General features: G+C 70.7%; 14 protein-coding genes. 5 read left to right on the plus strand and 9 right to left on the minus strand.

All coding sequences use genetic code 11. The annotated features are described in order from the left end of the window. Positions 1–31: 31 nt before the first annotated feature. Both CI785_RS13505 and CI785_RS13510 read right to left on the minus strand, forming a co-directional pair. Positions 32–808 (minus strand): hypothetical protein, encoded by a 777-nt coding sequence (locus CI785_RS13505; RefSeq protein ID WP_105032576.1) that lies wholly within the window; start codon positions 806–808, stop codon positions 32–34. A gap of 34 nt (positions 809–842) precedes the next feature. Next, a complete protein-coding gene (locus CI785_RS13510) occupies positions 843–1835 on the minus strand; it encodes an ABC transporter ATP-binding protein (RefSeq protein ID WP_105032577.1) in 993 nt (330 codons plus the stop codon). Positions 1836–1948: 113 nt separating this feature from the next. On the opposite strand from CI785_RS13510, the gene CI785_RS13515 reads away from it, so the two are divergent. Genes CI785_RS13515 through CI785_RS13530 form a run of 4 tightly spaced genes read left to right on the plus strand, consistent with a single transcriptional unit; the run spans position 1949 to position 4995 of the window. Beyond that, positions 1949–3286 (plus strand): sensor histidine kinase, encoded by a 1338-nt coding sequence (locus tag CI785_RS13515; protein WP_157940274.1) that lies wholly within the window; start codon positions 1949–1951, stop codon positions 3284–3286. Next, entirely contained in the window at positions 3283–3885 is a 603-nt protein-coding gene (locus CI785_RS13520; protein WP_105032579.1) for a response regulator transcription factor, read from the plus strand. Before CI785_RS13515 ends, CI785_RS13520 begins: the two co-directional genes overlap by 4 nt. Positions 3886–3922: 37 nt before the next feature. Next, positions 3923–4519 (plus strand): bacterial proteasome activator family protein, encoded by a 597-nt coding sequence (locus CI785_RS13525; RefSeq protein ID WP_105032580.1) that lies wholly within the window; start codon positions 3923–3925, stop codon positions 4517–4519. An 8-nt stretch (positions 4520–4527) separates the two neighbouring features. Next, positions 4528–4995, plus strand: a complete 468-nt coding sequence (locus tag CI785_RS13530; protein ID WP_105032581.1) for a hypothetical protein — start codon at positions 4528–4530, stop codon at positions 4993–4995. On the opposite strand, the gene CI785_RS13535 is transcribed toward CI785_RS13530, so the two are convergent. Next, positions 4989–6614: a hypothetical protein gene (locus CI785_RS13535; protein ID WP_105032582.1), complete on the minus strand. Its 1626-nt coding sequence runs from the start codon at positions 6612–6614 to the stop codon at positions 4989–4991. The two genes, CI785_RS13530 and CI785_RS13535, sit on opposite strands and share 7 nt — an antisense overlap. A gap of 120 nt (positions 6615–6734) precedes the next feature. On the opposite strand from CI785_RS13535, the gene CI785_RS13540 reads away from it, so the two are divergent. After that, a complete protein-coding gene (locus CI785_RS13540; RefSeq protein WP_105032583.1) occupies positions 6735–7574 on the plus strand; it encodes an aldo/keto reductase in 840 nt (279 codons plus the stop codon). 117 nt (positions 7575–7691) lie between these two features. On the opposite strand, the gene CI785_RS13545 is transcribed toward CI785_RS13540, so the two are convergent. From CI785_RS13545 to CI785_RS13570, 6 genes are all read right to left on the minus strand, one after another. After that, complete coding sequence (locus tag CI785_RS13545; protein WP_105032584.1) at positions 7692–8063, minus strand: flagellar assembly protein FliW; 372 nt, start codon at positions 8061–8063, stop codon at positions 7692–7694. After that, positions 8060–8935: a flagellar hook-associated protein FlgL gene (gene flgL / locus CI785_RS13550; RefSeq protein ID WP_105032585.1), complete on the minus strand. Its 876-nt coding sequence runs from the start codon at positions 8933–8935 to the stop codon at positions 8060–8062. Before flgL ends, CI785_RS13545 begins: the two co-directional genes overlap by 4 nt. Positions 8936–8945: 10 nt before the next feature. After that, positions 8946–10331, minus strand: a complete 1386-nt coding sequence (gene flgK / locus CI785_RS13555) for a flagellar hook-associated protein FlgK (protein ID WP_105032586.1) — start codon at positions 10329–10331, stop codon at positions 8946–8948. A 7-nt stretch (positions 10332–10338) separates the two neighbouring features. Then, on the minus strand, positions 10339–10824 hold the full coding sequence (locus CI785_RS13560) for a flagellar protein FlgN (protein ID WP_105032587.1): 486 nt from the start codon (positions 10822–10824) through the stop codon (positions 10339–10341). Positions 10825–10995: 171 nt separating this feature from the next. Next, complete coding sequence (locus CI785_RS13565) at positions 10996–12018, minus strand: DUF808 domain-containing protein (RefSeq protein ID WP_105032588.1); 1023 nt, start codon at positions 12016–12018, stop codon at positions 10996–10998. Positions 12019–12196: 178 nt separating this feature from the next. After that, positions 12197–14500 (minus strand): putative bifunctional diguanylate cyclase/phosphodiesterase, encoded by a 2304-nt coding sequence (locus CI785_RS13570; protein WP_170068238.1) that lies wholly within the window; start codon positions 14498–14500, stop codon positions 12197–12199. Positions 14501–14632: the final 132 nt, after the last annotated feature.

Genomic DNA, 14632 nt, shown 5'->3' on the forward strand with positions numbered 1-14632 from the left:
GCGCCCGCTCGGGCGGATCCGTTCCGTACCGTCAGCGCTTCTCCCACCGGAAGCGCCTGGCGGCGACCAGGTAGGGCAGCACGATCCAGGCCAGGATCACGACGGCGGCCCCGGCCACGGAGGCGTCGAGGGTCCCGGCGCCCCAGCCCGCCATGAGGAGGTTCTGCAGTGCCCCGCCCGGGGTCAGGCGGGAGAGCATCTCGAAGCCGTCGTCGAACGCGGTCCAGAAGAAGGTGCCGATGACCACGAAGAAGAACGGGAGCGTGGTGATCTGGGCCGCAGCGGCTGAGGGGGTGAAGACACTGGTCAGCATGCCGGCGGTCGCGCACAGGGCGAGGAAGCCGAAGACCGCGCCGAGCACCACCAGCGGCCGGGTGGGGGCCTCCACACCCGCGACCGCGAAGCCGACGCCCACGAGGGCCAGCTGCGCGGCGACGAGCGCCACGATGGGTGTGAGCATCCCGAGCCAGATCACGGTGTCCGATGACTCCCCGCTGCGGAGCCGCTTGAGGAACAGCTCCTGCCGCCGTGTCGCGAGGGTGGTCGTGGCGGTAAGGTAGACGCCGAGCAGGGCCACCACCATGAGGGTCAGGCCCACCAGGACGGCGACGCCGGAGGGGCCGGTCATCTGGTCCGCGCCGACGTAGTACATGTAGACGGCCATGGCGACGGGCATGAGCACGGCGCCGGTGAGCACCGTCTTGTTGCGGAAGATGATCCGCAGTTCCATGAGCGCGATGGCGAGGATGCGGCTCGCGGACGAGGGGCCGTGCAGGGCGTCCGAGGGGGTCTTGGTCAGGGTTGTCATGGTTCTCTCCGGTTCAGGGGTGCAAGGTCGGGGACTAGGCGGCGAGGCTGACCCGGCGGAACACGGCGGCGAGGGAGGCCTCGGACGCGGACAGCCGGTCGAGTCGGATCCGGTGCTCGTCGGCCCAGGACAGCACCTTCCACAGGTCCTGCTGCAGGTCCAGGGACGGCACGGCCACCCGCGTGCTGGCCGGCGTCGGAGTGAAGTCCGGGGAGAGGCCGAGGCGCGTGAGCTGCAGGACGTCGACGGCGGCGTCCACCTCGAAGGAGATGGCCGACGGTTCACGCCCCAGGACGTCCGGGAGGGTGCCTTCGACGGCGATGACGCCGTCGTGCATGATCGCGAGCCGGTCCGCGTAGGCCTCCGCCTCCTCGAGGTAGTGGGTGGTGAGGACCACCGTGGTGCCGGCGTCGTTCAGTCCACGCACCAGGTCCCAGGTGCGCTCGCGCGATTCGGGGTCGAGGCCCGTGGTCGGTTCGTCGAGGAAGAGGAGGTCCGGTTCGTTGGCGGTGGCGAGGAGGAGATCGAGGCGGCGGCGCTGCCCGCCGGAGAGCATCTTGACGCGGGTCGATGCCTTCCCTGCGAGGTCCAGCGTCTCCAGCCCCGTCCCGATGACGTCCTCGCGGGACCTGGACCGCGGGTCCGGTGAGGAGAGCCGGAGCCAGAGACGGCAGGTCTCCGCGACCGTGAGGTCGTCGGCGAACCCGGCCTCCTGCAGCATGATGCCGAGGCGGGGGCGGATCGAGGACTTGTCCCGGTAGGGGTTGCCGCCGAGCACGGACACCGTGCCCGACGTCGCTGCCCGGTGACCCTCGAGGGTCTCCATCGTGGTGGTCTTGCCTGCCCCGTTGGTGCCGAGCAGGGCGAAGAACTCTCCGTTGCGGATGGTCAGGTCGATGCCGCGCACGGCCTCGTAGGAGCCGTACGAGCACCGCAGGTCCCGTGCGGCGACGGCGATGGTGTCCGCGGGCTCGTCGGAGCGGCCGGCGGGGTGCAGGGTGGTCGGGGTGCTGGGTGAGCTGGTCATGGGTCCATCCTCCCGAGGATCACCGGGGCGCATCAGTGGCGGGGCGTCACCTCTTCCCGTGTCCGTTCCCACGCCGGGACCATGACATATGTCATGGTCCTACGATGGGAGCCATGGCGTTCTTCAAGGCTCCTGCCCTGTCCCGGGAGAGGGCGGCGACGGCGGCCGACGCGGCACCGGGTGCCGAGACCGGCCGCGGCGTCCGCGCGACCTGGCGGTACACCGTCGGGTCGATCGTCTTCTACAGCATCTTCATCAGCATCATGGGCACGCTCTTCATGCTCGGCGGGGGCGACTACGGCCTGCAGGCCCTGGACATCGTCATCATCGCGCTCGCCGTCGCCTCGGTCGCCGCCCTGACCCGGTACTGCTGGTTCTTCCGCGGCGGACTCGGCGGCGGCCTGCCGGAGCGGAAATACACGCTGTGGCTCCTGCTTCCACCGGCCGGGCTCTGGTTCCTGGGACTCGCCCAGCCCCACACCCTCTGGGTCGCCGGCATGCCGCTGTGGTTCGCGGCGAACGCCCTCGCCGTCGTCGTGGGCCGCCGCGCCCGCTGGTACGTCCTGGCCGCAGCGCTCGCCGCCCTCGTCCTGCACGGGCTGCTCGGGGCCCTGCTCGGCACCGGCGTGGGCGGCTTCGCGGACGACGGGAGTTTCTTCGCCATGGGCCTGTGGGCGGTTATGACGCCCCTGCTCTTCGTGGCCAGTATCTGGTGGTGGGAGATCGTGGTGCGCCTCGACGACAGCCGCCGCACCTCCGGCGAACTCGCCGTGGCGCAGGAGCGGCTGCGCTTCGCCGCGGACCTCCACGACATCCAGGGCCACCACCTGCAGGTCATCGCACTCAAGACCGAACTCGCGGGGCGCCTGCTCGACGCCGATCCGGAAGCCGCACGGATCCAGATCGGCGAGGCCCAGCAACTGGCGCGCACGGCGCTGGAGGAGACACGAGCCCTGGTGCACGGCTACCGCACGGTCTCCCTCACCGCCGAGGCCGCCAATGCGGCCGAGGTCCTGCGGGCCGCCGGTATCGGTACCTCCGTGGAGATGGAAGCGGAGGGGCTGCCACCGGAGGAGAGGACTTTGTTCGGTCTCGTCATCCGGGAGGCCACCACCAACATCCTCCGCCACAGCGACGCCACCACCGTGACCTTCCAGCTGGCACGCTCCGGCCCGGGATGGATCCTGGCGGTCTCGAACGACGGCGTCGGCGGCACCGCGCCGGAAAGCGGCGGATCGGGCATCGACGGCCTGCGCCAGAGGTTCGAGGCCGTCGGCGGAGCTGTCGGGGCGGGCATCGCCGACGGCCGGTTCGTCCTCACGGCCTCCGCCCCCGGGACCCCTGATCCTTCGACGGGCATCGACCATGGGCGGGCGGCCCCGGGATCTCCTCCTGCCACCGCTGGCCGCTCGCGGGTGGATGCGGCGCACCCGCGGGGAGGACGGTCATGATCCGCCTGGTCCTCGCCGACGACGAACACCTGATCCGAGGAGCCCTCGAAGCCCTGCTGGGGCTCGAACCCGACCTCGAGATCGTGGCCAGCACCGACAACGGGACGGACGCCGTGCGCCTCGCGAAGGAGCACGTACCGGATGTCTGCGTCCTGGATCTCGAGATGCCCCCCACGGACGGCATCTATGCCGCGGAGGAGATCCTCCGGAGCGTCGCGACGCGCGTGGTGATCGTCACGCGGCACGCCCGGCCGGGCGTGCTCCGCCGCGCGCTGGCAAGCAGGGTCGCCGGATTCGTGCCCAAGTCGACCCCCGCCGACCAGCTCGCGAACGTCATCCGGGACGTCGCCGCCGGGCGCCGGTACGTGGACCCGGACATCGCCGCGAGCGCGCTGACCGGCGAGTCCTGCCCCCTGACGGCCCGGGAACTGGATGTCCTGCGCCATGGCCGGCAGGGCGCCAGCGTCCAGGCGATCGCCCGTGAACTGCACCTGGCGCCGGGGACGGTCCGGAACTACGTGTCCTCGGCGATGGCGAAGCTCGGCGCACCGTCACGCCACGACGCCGCCGCGAGGGCGTGGGAACAAGGCTGGATCTGACGTGCCCGGCCCTCAGGGGGTGTGGGAGCATTGCGTCATGACTGAACAGCAGCCTGCCGGTCCCGTGGTCCCCGCTCCCGGCACCCCCGAGACCCCGCAGGGCGGCGCACCCGCCGTCCCCGGGCAGGCGGACAACCGTCCCGCGACGCTCGCCGAGCTCGTGGACGAGCCCGCGAAGGTCATGCGGATCGGGACCATGCTCAAGCAACTGCTGGAGGAGGTCCGGTCCGCGCCGCTCGACGACGCCGGCCGCACGCGCCTCGCCTCCATCCACGAGCGCTCCGTCCAGGAGCTCGAGGACGGCCTCGCCCCCGAGCTCGTCGAGGAACTGCACCGCATCAACCTGCCCTTCGACGACGACACGGTGCCCACCGACGCGGAGCTGCGTGTGGCCCAGGCCCAGCTCGTGGGCTGGCTCGAGGGCCTCTTCCACGGCATCCAGGCCGCGCTCGCCGCGCAGCAGATGGCCAACCAGCAGCTCGCGGCCCGGCTTCAACTCCGTGAGCTGCCGCCCGGCACGGTGATCGCGCCCGGCGTCGTCATCGGCGAGGACGGCGAACCCCGGCGCACCCCGCCCGTGCGGCAGGCCCAGGCGTCCCCCGCGGACAGCCACGGACCCGGCCAGTACCTCTGAGAGCGTAGGTGGCATTCTTCGCTGCGGCGCGGCAGGGGCGGAAGGACGACGCCGAGCTGGGCACCGGGGTGTGGCGGCGTGCGCACGACCGCTTCCGCCGCGGACTCGACCGCTATCACCAGATCCTCGAAGGCATCGAGGACGACGACGTCTACAACGAACTCGTGCAGGTCGCCGACGACCTGGGCGCCATGCTCCCGCGGGTCCGCGCGATCTGCGTCCGTGCCCAGGCCTCGTCACCGAGCACGGGCCTCGACATCCCCGGGGCGCTCCTGCAGGTGCACCGTGCGCTGTCCCGTGCAGGCAACACGCTGGCGACGACGGCCGAGGCGGCCGCGATGACCCGGCTCGACGGCGAGCGGTGGGGCATCGCGTCCTCCGGGCTCGACAACGTGCGGCGCCGCGCCCAGCTGGTGGCGGAGGACATCGAGGAAGCCGAACGGTCCATGCCGGGCGCCGGGGAGCGGACTCAGTAGAACAGCAGGGTGCTCCCCGGGTCCACGGCGATGTCCCAGACCTCGAGTTCCTGCCCGCCGCACTCACCGCGTCCACCGGTCGGCACCCCCCGGATAAACGGCGTGGACCGGTCGTCGTCCACATAGGGGTAGCCGCGTTCGTTGAGGACGGTCAGGATGCGGTGACGGACGGGCGGATCGCCGTCCGTGGAGGTGCCCACCTGCTCGCGTTCGTAGGCGGAGAAGCCCTCCGGCCAGCGCAGGAGGACCAGGCGGCCGTCGTACGTGAACATCACGCAGGCCCTCGTGCCCTTGACGCCCATGCGGAACGTCCCCTGGAGGTTCTCCGGCTGATCCGATGCGTCGCGGTCCCGGTCGGGGCGCACGCCGACGACCACCGCGGGGTCCAGCGCCCCGGGAGGTTCCCCGCTCGTGTCGAGCACGAGTTCACCCGGCGGCATGGCCCGGATGGTGTTGCGCAGATCCTCCGGCAGGGGCACTGGCTCGCCGGCGGGCGTGGCCGCCTCCGGTGCCCGCCGGTTCACGAGAGTGAGCACGGAGCCCTCGCCCTCGATCGGCGTGAGGACGCCGTGCTCGCCGTGAACGAGGAACATGAGCTGGTTGGGCGGATGGAAGGTCCTGCTGTACGGGCGCTCGAGGGTGCTCCGGCCCGTGACATCGACGGTGAGCACCCGCTCCGCCGATTCGCCCTTCAGCGTCTGCACCACGGAGGCGTTCCGCAGGATCCGCACCTCGCCGTCGATCACCGATGCCCGGATCTCTGCGGCGGCCACGACGGCGACGACGTCGGCCGACTCGAACAGGTGGGCCGTCCCGCTCGTGGGACCGGTCGCCTGGCGTGCGAGGAAGGCTGCGACGACCGCCGCGATCAGCAGGAGGCAGGTGGAGCCGATGATCGTCCGGGCCCTCCGGTTCGGAGCGGCACCGACGTCGTCGGCCGGGGTCCCGGTGATCATCCGCGCCGGGACGGGTGCCGGAGTGGAGGGGCTGTCCGGCGGCTCGGCGCCGGATGGTGCCCGGGCGTTCGGCGGGGCGTTGGGAGGCGGGCCCTCGGAGATGTGATCGAAGGTCCCGTCCGGGGGATCGGCGCCCGATGCTGCAGGAGCATCCGGCAGGGCGCGCAGTGCACGGCGGCTGCGTCCGAGGTCGTCCTCGGTGACGGAGCGGGCGGGATCGGCGGCGGTCAGGACGGCGGCGAGGGTGGCCTGTCCCGGTCCTGCCGACAGGTGCCCGCACATGGCCTCGACCGCGGTGAGGCGGCCGGGATCCTGCCCCGACGCCCTCGCCGCGGCCTCGGTGTCGAGGCCGTCCCAGTGACGCAGCAGGAGGAACTCCCTCTCCCCGGGCGAGAGGGCGGCGAGGGCGGCCTGCAGGTCCCTGTTGCCCTCGACGCGGGGAGGGAGCGACGGCGGCAGGAATCGTTGCAGGGACGCCCGGGCCTCGGTGACGAGGAGGATGCGCACGGCAGCAGGGGTGGCCCGAGGGGCGACTGCTTCGACGGCTTCGACCGCGTCGACCGCCACGTCCACGGCGAGCCGTGCGGACCTCGAGCGCCGGAAGGCGTAGAGGTAGGCGTCGTCGTGCAGGGCGACCCGCACCGGTTCGTCCATCGCGCCCATCCCACACCTCCGTCATCGCAGGCTGGTCCGTGGGGTCCGCTCCCGGAGCGAATACCTCGCGGGCTGATAGTTGTCGGCGGAAACAGAAATAAACAGGTCTCCCCGTTAGTTCCCGCCTATATGACTACATCACCAAACCTTACGTTCACTGACGGCCTCACGATCCCCCAGCTCGGGTACGGCGTGTGGCAGGTTGAGGACAATGTCGCCGAGGACGTCGTGGGCAAGGCCTTCAAGGCCGGCTACCGCCACATCGACACCGCCAAGATCTACGGGAACGAAGCGGGCGTGGGACGCGCGATCGCGTCGTCGGGCCTGAGCCGTGACGAGATGTTCATCACCACCAAGCTGTGGAACGCGGACCAGGGCTACGAGAGCACGCTCAAGGCGTTCGACGAGTCCATGGAGCGCCTCGGACTGGAGACGCTCGACCTCTACCTCATCCACTGGCTCCAGCCCAAGCAGGGCAAGTACGTGGACACGTGGAAGGCGTTCATCGAGCTGCAGAAGCAGGGGCGCGTGAGGAGCATCGGCGTCTCGAACTTCACCACCGAAGCGCTCAAGGAGATCATCGACGAGACCGGCGTGGTTCCGGTCATCAACCAGGTGGAGACCCACCCCTACCTGAACCAGGCCGAACTGCGCGCCTTCGAGGCGGAGAAGGGCATCCTGCACGAGTCGTGGTCGCCCCTCGGGTCCGGTAAGGGACTGCTCGACGACGCCGTGCTGCAGGACATCGCCGGCAAGCGCAACGCCACCCCCGCCCAGGTGGTCCTCGCCTGGCACCTCGCGCTCGGCAACGTGGTCATCCCGAAGTCCGTCACGGAGTCGCGCATCATCGAGAACTGGGAATCGCTCGACGTGCAGCTCGAGGACGAGGACGTCGAGGCGATCAACGGCCTGGACAAGGGTGCTGCCGGCCGTATCGGTGCCGATCCCGCCACGTCGGACTTCGCCTAACCATTCCCGGCCCGCTCGCGCCCCATGGGTGCTTGCGGCGGGTGCGTGGATACGCGTCATCGACCAGAAGAGCCGCCCGGCACTGCCGGGCGGCTCTTCTCGTGGTGGTGCCGGGCCTCAGGCGGCCTGGGCCAGCGCAGCCCGGAGGGGGTAGTCGGTCCCTTCGAGGATCAGCTGGGCGCAGCGTCCCGTCCCGAGGTCGACGACGATCGGCGCAGCCAGGTTCACGCTGGTGCCGCCCGGACCGGGATTGGCGACGACGAACAGATGGGCCTCGGGCACGTCGGGTCCGAGGACCTCGCGCTGAGCCTCGGACAGGCGCGGACTGTAGTGGGGCACGTACGTCGCGGCGTCGAGGAGGAACAGACGCACGGCAGGCTCCTCGGCGGCGGTGAGGGTGAAGAGTCCTTGGGCGCCCGGGACCTCCTCGAGGTTGAAGTCCGTGAGCGGTGCGAGGCCCGGTGGGGGCGTGACGAACGCGGCCCTCATCGCAGGAAGTCCATGAGGGAGGGCTGCAGCACGCGGGCCGAGACGGCGAGCGCACCCTGGTAGGCGGTCTCCTGCAGCCTGAGGTCCAGGATGATGGACGCGAGGTCTACGTCTTCCACGGCGGCGCGTTCTCCTTCGAGTGCCAGCGATGCGTCGGCGACGGCGTCCTTCGCCTCGAGCAGGCGCGCGTGCCGTGTGCCGATCTCGCTGTGGTGGGCTGTGAGGTCCTGGATGCGCTGCTGCAGCGGCGCGAGGTGGACCGACACGTCCTTGCCGGCGCGCAGGTCCGCGGCGATGCCGTCCAGCAGGGCGAAGGCCGAGGCGCTGCCGCTGCCGAAGACGGCCGCCCCGTCCGCGTCGACGCGGACGGTCTCATGGGGTCCTACCCTGCGCCCGACCGTCCCTCCGGTCGCGAACGTGAGGTCCGGCGCGAGGGCGGCGGCAGTGTCGGCGTTCCCCGCGAAGAGGAAACGGCCCGCGTAGGTCGCGTTGGCCTGCGTGGTGAGCTCGGAGCGCAGCGACTCGACCTCGAGGGCGAGGGCCTCGCGCGCGGCGGGTGGCAGGGAGGAGTTGGAGCCCTGCAGCGTGAGGTCGTTCACGCGGTCCAGCGCCCGCTTCGACGTCGTCATGGCATTCTCGAGTTGGGTCAGCCAGCCTTCGCCGTTGGAGATGTTGCGGCCGTACTGGGTGGTGGCGCTCATCTCGGCGCGGACGCGCAGGGCCTCGGCGGCCGCGGCAGGATCATCCGACGGGCGGGCGATGGCCTTCTGGCTGGACGCCTTCTCCTGCAGGTCCGCAAGACGCGCGAGGTTCGCCTGCAGGGAACGCTGCGCCCCGTGGAGCATGGTCTGGTTGGTGACACGTGTGATCATGATGGCTCTTCTACCGTCCTACGATTCCCATGCGGTTGATGAGGACGTCGAGCATCTCGTCGACGGCCGTCATCACGCGTGCTGCGCCCTGGTATGCGTGCTGGTACTGCAGCAGGTTGACCTGCTCCTCGTCCATGCTGACCGATGTGGCGCCGAGCTGCTGCTGCAGTGCGGTGGTCGCGGACACCTCGGCGAGGGCGTTTCCCTGCAGTTCGGCGCGCGCGGCGGCGCCGAGACCCGTGACGAAGGCGGACCAGACGGCGTCGGGCGATCCCGCCCCGGTGCCGATCCCCGAGATCGCGTCGGCCACCGAGCCGTCATGGGCGCCCGATCCGGGAGCGCCCGCGGCGAGGTCCTCGCGGCGGGTCGGCAGGACGGTGAGCGAGGCCGCGGGGCGGCCCGGCTGGTGGGCGAAGAACGGGCCCTTGCCCGTGCCGCTGTGGAGGGCGTTCACCTGGTCGGCGAGTGTCGCCGCGAAGGCGTCGTACCCGTCGGCCGCCTGGGCAAGGGCGCCGCCCGCCTCGGCGGGGGCGAGGAGCGAGAGCGTGGCCGCGAGTTCGCCGCTCTCCACGCCAGCCGGGGCGCCGGGCCGGTGGGTCCATTCCACCTGGACGGCGCCGGCACCGCCGAGCTGGATGGGCCCGGTGACCTGCAGGGCGCGCGCGGTGGTGCCCGCGACGAGCGGGTTGCCGGCCAGCAGGACGTCGGCTGTGCCGTCGGGATTGTCACGGACCGTGGCCCCGGTCAGTCCGGCGAGCGTCGCCGTCAGGGTGGTGCGGCGGTCCACGAGCTCGTTGGCCGGGGCGCCGGCGGCGACGCTGGAGCGGATCTGCCGGTTCAGGTCGGCGACCTGGGCAGCAGCGTCGTTGACCTCCGCGACGAGGCCGGTCGCCGAGGAGCGGACCGTCGCCCACTGCTGCTCGACCTCGCGGTAGCCCGCGGCGATCCGGGAGGTGAGCTGCCCTGCCGCCGCGAGGAGCGCCGACGCCGGGGCGTCCTTCTCGGGCTGGTTGGAGACGCCCTGCCAGCCCGCCCAGAACTTCTGCAGGGAGTCTGACACACCGGTGGTGCCGGGCTCCTTCAGGCCGTCCTCGAGCGCGGAGTAGGCCTGGGCGCGCACGCTCGTGTAACCGGCGGCCCCGGCGGTGATGCGGACACGTGCTTCGAGGTGCGCATCACCGAGGCGGGCGATGCCCTGGACGAGCACGCCCTCGCCCGAGCGCGTGCCGGTGCTGAAGAGTGTCGGACGCACCGGCGCGGCGGCGGAGGTCTCGAGGCGCTGGCGCGTGTACCCCTGCGTGGTCGCGTTGGCGATGTTCTGCCCGGTGACGTCGAGGCCGGCGCGGGCGGCGGCGAGCCCTGAGTAGGCCGTGGTCAGTCCGCTGAATGTGCTCATCGTCCCGTCACAGATCCTTGTCGAGGAGGGTGGGTTGTCCGGCTCCCTGCAGGGCGGCGCCGTCGGCGGCGTACGTGCCCGTCCCGGTGCCGATCCCGGCGAGGGTCTCCTGGGTGGACCGGCTGGCCGCCCTCAGGAACTGCTGGTTGGTGTCGCGCAGCGCGCCGATCTGGGCGACCAGGACGGTCATGGCCTGCAGGTGCGCGGAGAGCAGTTCCTGCCAGGGTCCCTCGGGGGCCACCGCGGCCAGTTCGCGGAGTGTCGCGCCGTCATCGAGGCCCCACGCGGCGGCGACGCCGGAGGCGTGCACCGCCCGGGCCAGCCCGATGTCGCGCAGGCGCTCGAGCACCTGCTCCACCTCGCGGGTGGCGTGCTGCAGCCAGCGGGTCTTGCCGGAAGTGAGCAGCAGCTGCTCCTCCTCGAGCTTGAAGACGAGGAGTTCGAGCAGTTCACGTTCCTGCCACAGCAGGGCGGACAGATCCTGGGGACTCACCGTCCCACCTCCTTCCCGGTGTCACAGACTTGTGGAACAGGAAGAACTATCGGCATCGGCCGCTGTGGCGTTAGCGATGTCCCTGAGCGCGTCGGCTCGATCGCTCGCACCGCAGCCCGGATGCGGGCCGCGCGTCGACCAGGAGGCGTCGCGGGAGAACCTGCGCGCGGATCAGTGGGAAGCCGGGTCCGCGTGGTCCTTCCCCGGCCGGTGTCCGGCGACCGCAGCGCGGATATCGCCTCCCTCGTGCTCTCCCTTCTTCCCGAACGGGAGCGCCTTCAGCAGCGGGTGCACCACGGCCATGACGACGGAGCCCCAGGCGAAGCCGAGGATCGCGGAGCACAGGGTGTTCACGAGCCAGGCCAGGAAGCCGCCCACCACCGCGACGCCGGCGAAGGGGTGCTCGAGGACATGGACGAGGTCGTACGGCGCATGCCACCCCAGGTCGTAGACGCCCTGCAGCATGATGTGGCCACCGACCCACAGCATGGCGACCGTGCCGACGACGGTGATCACGGTCAGCACGGAAGGCATTCCCCGCACGAGCAGCCCGCCGAGGCGCTGCGCGCCGGCGGAGTCCTTGGTGGTCAGGTGCAGACCGATGTCGTCCATCTTGACGATCAGTCCGACGGCGCCGTACACGAGCACCGTGATCGCCAGTGCGACGACGACCAGGATGAGGGCCTTGGCCCACAGGGACTCGTCGGCCACCTCGTTCATCGAGATGACCATGATCTCGCAGGAGAGGATGAAGTCGGTGGTGATGGCACCCTTGGTGACCTTCGCCTCGGCCTCCGGTCCGCGTTCGACCGCCGGGGCCTTCTCGGCCGCGTGGTGGCCGCGGAGCTTGTGCCACACCTTCTCGGCACCCTCGTAGCACAGGTAGGTACCGCCCAGCATGAGGATGAACGGGATGATGCCCGGGACGAAGGCGCTGATGAGCAGCAGCGCCGGCAGGATGATCAGCAGCTTGTTGCGCAGCGAGCCCCAGAAGATTCGCTTGATCATCGGCAGTTCGCGGGACGGATCCGCCCCGGAGACGTACTGCGGGGTGACGGCGGCGTCGTCGATCACCACACCGGCAGCCTTGACCCCCGCCCTCGCGGCCCCGGCAGCGACGTCGTCCGCCGAGGCGGCAGCTATACGGGCGATGGCTGCGACGTCGTCGAGCAGGGCGACGAGGCCGCCGCTCACAGCTCGCCTCCGAGCTGTGCGGGAGCGGACTTCAGAGCGTGGACCCAACGGTCGGGGCGCGGATTCGGCATGGTCGAAGTATACGGCGGGACATTCCGCCGACGGGGAGACCCGGGATCTGCCCGGGTGCGGCGGCCCTTGCATTCGGGCGCTGCAGCAGCCGACCCGACCGTGCGGGTCAGACCGGCAGCTGCAGTACCTGGCCGGCGGGCCCCTGTTCCTTGCTCGTGGCCGCGGGGTAAGCGATGATCCACGGCATCACCGCAGCCGCCGGCAGTGGTCTGGAGAAGTGAAAGCCCTGGGCGACATCACACCCCAGGGCCCGCAATTCCACCTGAGTCTCCCCGTTGTCCACTCCTTCGGCGACCACCCGGAGGTCCAGGCTGTGTGCCAGGTCGATGATCGAGCCCACGAGGCCATGGGCGCGACGATCCGAGCGCATGGCGGTGATGAAGGATCGGTCCAGTTTGAGTTCGTCGGCAGGGAGCTCGCGCAGGTACGCCAGGGAGCTGTATCCGGTGCCGAAGTCGTCGATCGAGATCTGGATGCCCTTCGCGCGGAGCCGCGCGAAGATCTTCGCCGCATCGGTCGGGTTCCGCATGAGCATGTCCTCCGTGATCTCCAGCACGAGGCACTCCGGTGGGAGGCCGTGCTGTTCGAGGAGGATGCGGATCTGCCGGGGCAGCCCTTCCTGGATGCAGGATCCGGACAGGTTCACGGCAACGCTGATCGCCATCCCGTCGGCACGCCACCGGGCCACCTGCGCCACCGCCTCCTCGAGCACGAGCGCGGAGATCGCGGGCATCAGGCCCGCTTCTTCCGCGAGGGGCAGGAACGACGTCGGCGGAAGTTGCCCGAGGAGGGGATGGTTCCACCGGATCAGGGCCTCGACGCTGGTCACGGAGCCGTCCGTCAGGTGCACCTTCGGCTGGTAGTGCAACTCGAACTGGCCCTCGGCGAGTCCCAGTCGCAGCTCCTGCAGGGTCCTCAGCTTCCGCGCGCCGCCGTCGTCGTCCACGGAGCTGTAGAGGTGGTGCCCGCTGCGGTCCGACTTGGCCCGGAACATGGCGATATCCGCCTTGCGCATCAGCAGGGTGATGTCGGTGCCGTTGTCCGGGGTGAGCGCGATACCGATACTGACGCTGACCTTCAGCGAGGCCGTGCCGACCTGGATCGGCTGGTCGAGCTCCGCTTCCAGTCGGCGGGCCACGGCGAGGGCTTCCTCCCGGGACACGCTGTCGAGGAACACCGCGAACTCGTCACCGCCCAGGCGGGCGAAGAGGTCGCCGGGTCGCACCTGCCGGGCGAAGCGTTCGCCGACCAGGACGAGGAGGGCGTCCCCGACGTCGTGTCCCAGCGCATCGTTGACATCCTTGAAGCGGTCGAGGTCCAGGAAGAGCAGGGCACCGAAGCGGTCCCCGCCCACCCGTCCAGGAAGGTCGGCGACCAGCCCCCGGCGGTTCGGGAGCCCTGTGAGGTCGTCCGTGGTGGCGAGGATCCCCAGCACGCGGTTCCGGAAGACGAGAGGTACCGCTGCCAGGAGCAGGGTGAGAGCGGCGAGGATCTGGGCGAGGAGCGGGATGGGGACCTGGCACCCGATGATCAGGACTGCGAGCGCCGACAGGGTGGACACCATCAGGATGGTATGGGTGGGCAGCCCGCGGTCACGCTGGCGGGAGTCCGTGCCGGCTCGTGCGACGCCGTCGATCCAGAGGGCGATGCCGACGACCCCGATGATCCAGCCGGCGTCGACGACCGACCCGACAGCGTAGTCCTGCATCCCCAGGGCGAAGGCGACGTCCGCGGCGGAGAAGAGGATCAGGCCGATGATCAGCAGTGGCCAACGCGGCCCGAGATCGAGCCCGCGGGAGGCCAGCAGGCCACCGACGGCCGTGATCAGCAGGAGATCCAGGAGCGGGTAGACCACAGCGACGACTACTTCGAACGTCGTGCCGCCCCCTGCCCCGGAACGCAGGAGCGGCGCGAGGACCAGAGCCATGACGGCGGCGGCGGCGAATGCACCCACCACGCTGTCCAGCAGCAACGGCCAGGCCACGCCCTTCAGTTTGCGCACCGTCATCGCGAGCGTCCCGAGCATCAAGGGGTAGAAGGCGAGATACGCCACATCCGCGACCGACACCACGGCGAGGGCCTGCTGTCCGTCCAGCGACGCGAGGTAGACGAGATCCCCTGCGGTGTAGACGACGACGGCCGCCGTGCCGAGCAGGATCTGCCACCGGCGTCGCGTCCTGTACACCGCGCCGACGCACACGGCCACGGCAGCGAGTTCCACGACGATGCCCAGCCACGCGCCGAGCAGGTCGGACCGGACCCGGTCGCCGAACAGGTCGCCGAACAGGACGGCGACCAGGTAGGCCAGCAAGGCGACGACCGTTCCGACGACGAGGACGCGGGAGGCATCGACCCGCGCTCGCACGGGAGCTGAGCCATCACCACTGGCATTACGGGTAACAGCAGGCACCCTGCACTTCCTTCCCTCGAAAGATCAGGACCCTGACCAGGGAAAAAGCCTAGGGCGGCTGCACGGGCCCCATCCCCGATCCGCCCTGCTGCACCTCAACCCACGACGAAACCTTGGGCTACCTTGCGTGTG

Origin of the sequence: Arthrobacter ruber (assembly GCF_002954225.1) — a bacterium.
Taxonomy (GTDB): Bacteria; Actinomycetota; Actinomycetes; order Actinomycetales; family Micrococcaceae; genus Arthrobacter_D; species Arthrobacter_D ruber.

Coding starts and splice junctions, on each gene's coding strand:
- CI785_RS13525 (WP_105032580.1), top strand. CDS start 3,923: ATGACTGAACAGCAGCCTGCCGGTCCCGTGGTCCCCGCTCCCGGCACC.
- CI785_RS13515 (WP_157940274.1), top strand. CDS start 1,949: ATGGCGTTCTTCAAGGCTCCTGCCCTGTCCCGGGAGAGGGCGGCGACG.
- flgL (WP_105032585.1), bottom strand. CDS start 8,935: ATGATCACACGTGTCACCAACCAGACCATGCTCCACGGGGCGCAGCGT.
- CI785_RS13535 (WP_105032582.1), bottom strand. CDS start 6,614: ATGGGCGCGATGGACGAACCGGTGCGGGTCGCCCTGCACGACGACGCC.
- CI785_RS13510 (WP_105032577.1), bottom strand. CDS start 1,835: ATGACCAGCTCACCCAGCACCCCGACCACCCTGCACCCCGCCGGCCGC.
- CI785_RS13505 (WP_105032576.1), bottom strand. CDS start 808: ATGACAACCCTGACCAAGACCCCCTCGGACGCCCTGCACGGCCCCTCG.
- CI785_RS13520 (WP_105032579.1), top strand. CDS start 3,283: ATGATCCGCCTGGTCCTCGCCGACGACGAACACCTGATCCGAGGAGCC.
- flgK (WP_105032586.1), bottom strand. CDS start 10,331: ATGAGCACATTCAGCGGACTGACCACGGCCTACTCAGGGCTCGCCGCC.
- CI785_RS13545 (WP_105032584.1), bottom strand. CDS start 8,063: ATGAGGGCCGCGTTCGTCACGCCCCCACCGGGCCTCGCACCGCTCACG.
- CI785_RS13540 (WP_105032583.1), top strand. CDS start 6,735: ATGACTACATCACCAAACCTTACGTTCACTGACGGCCTCACGATCCCC.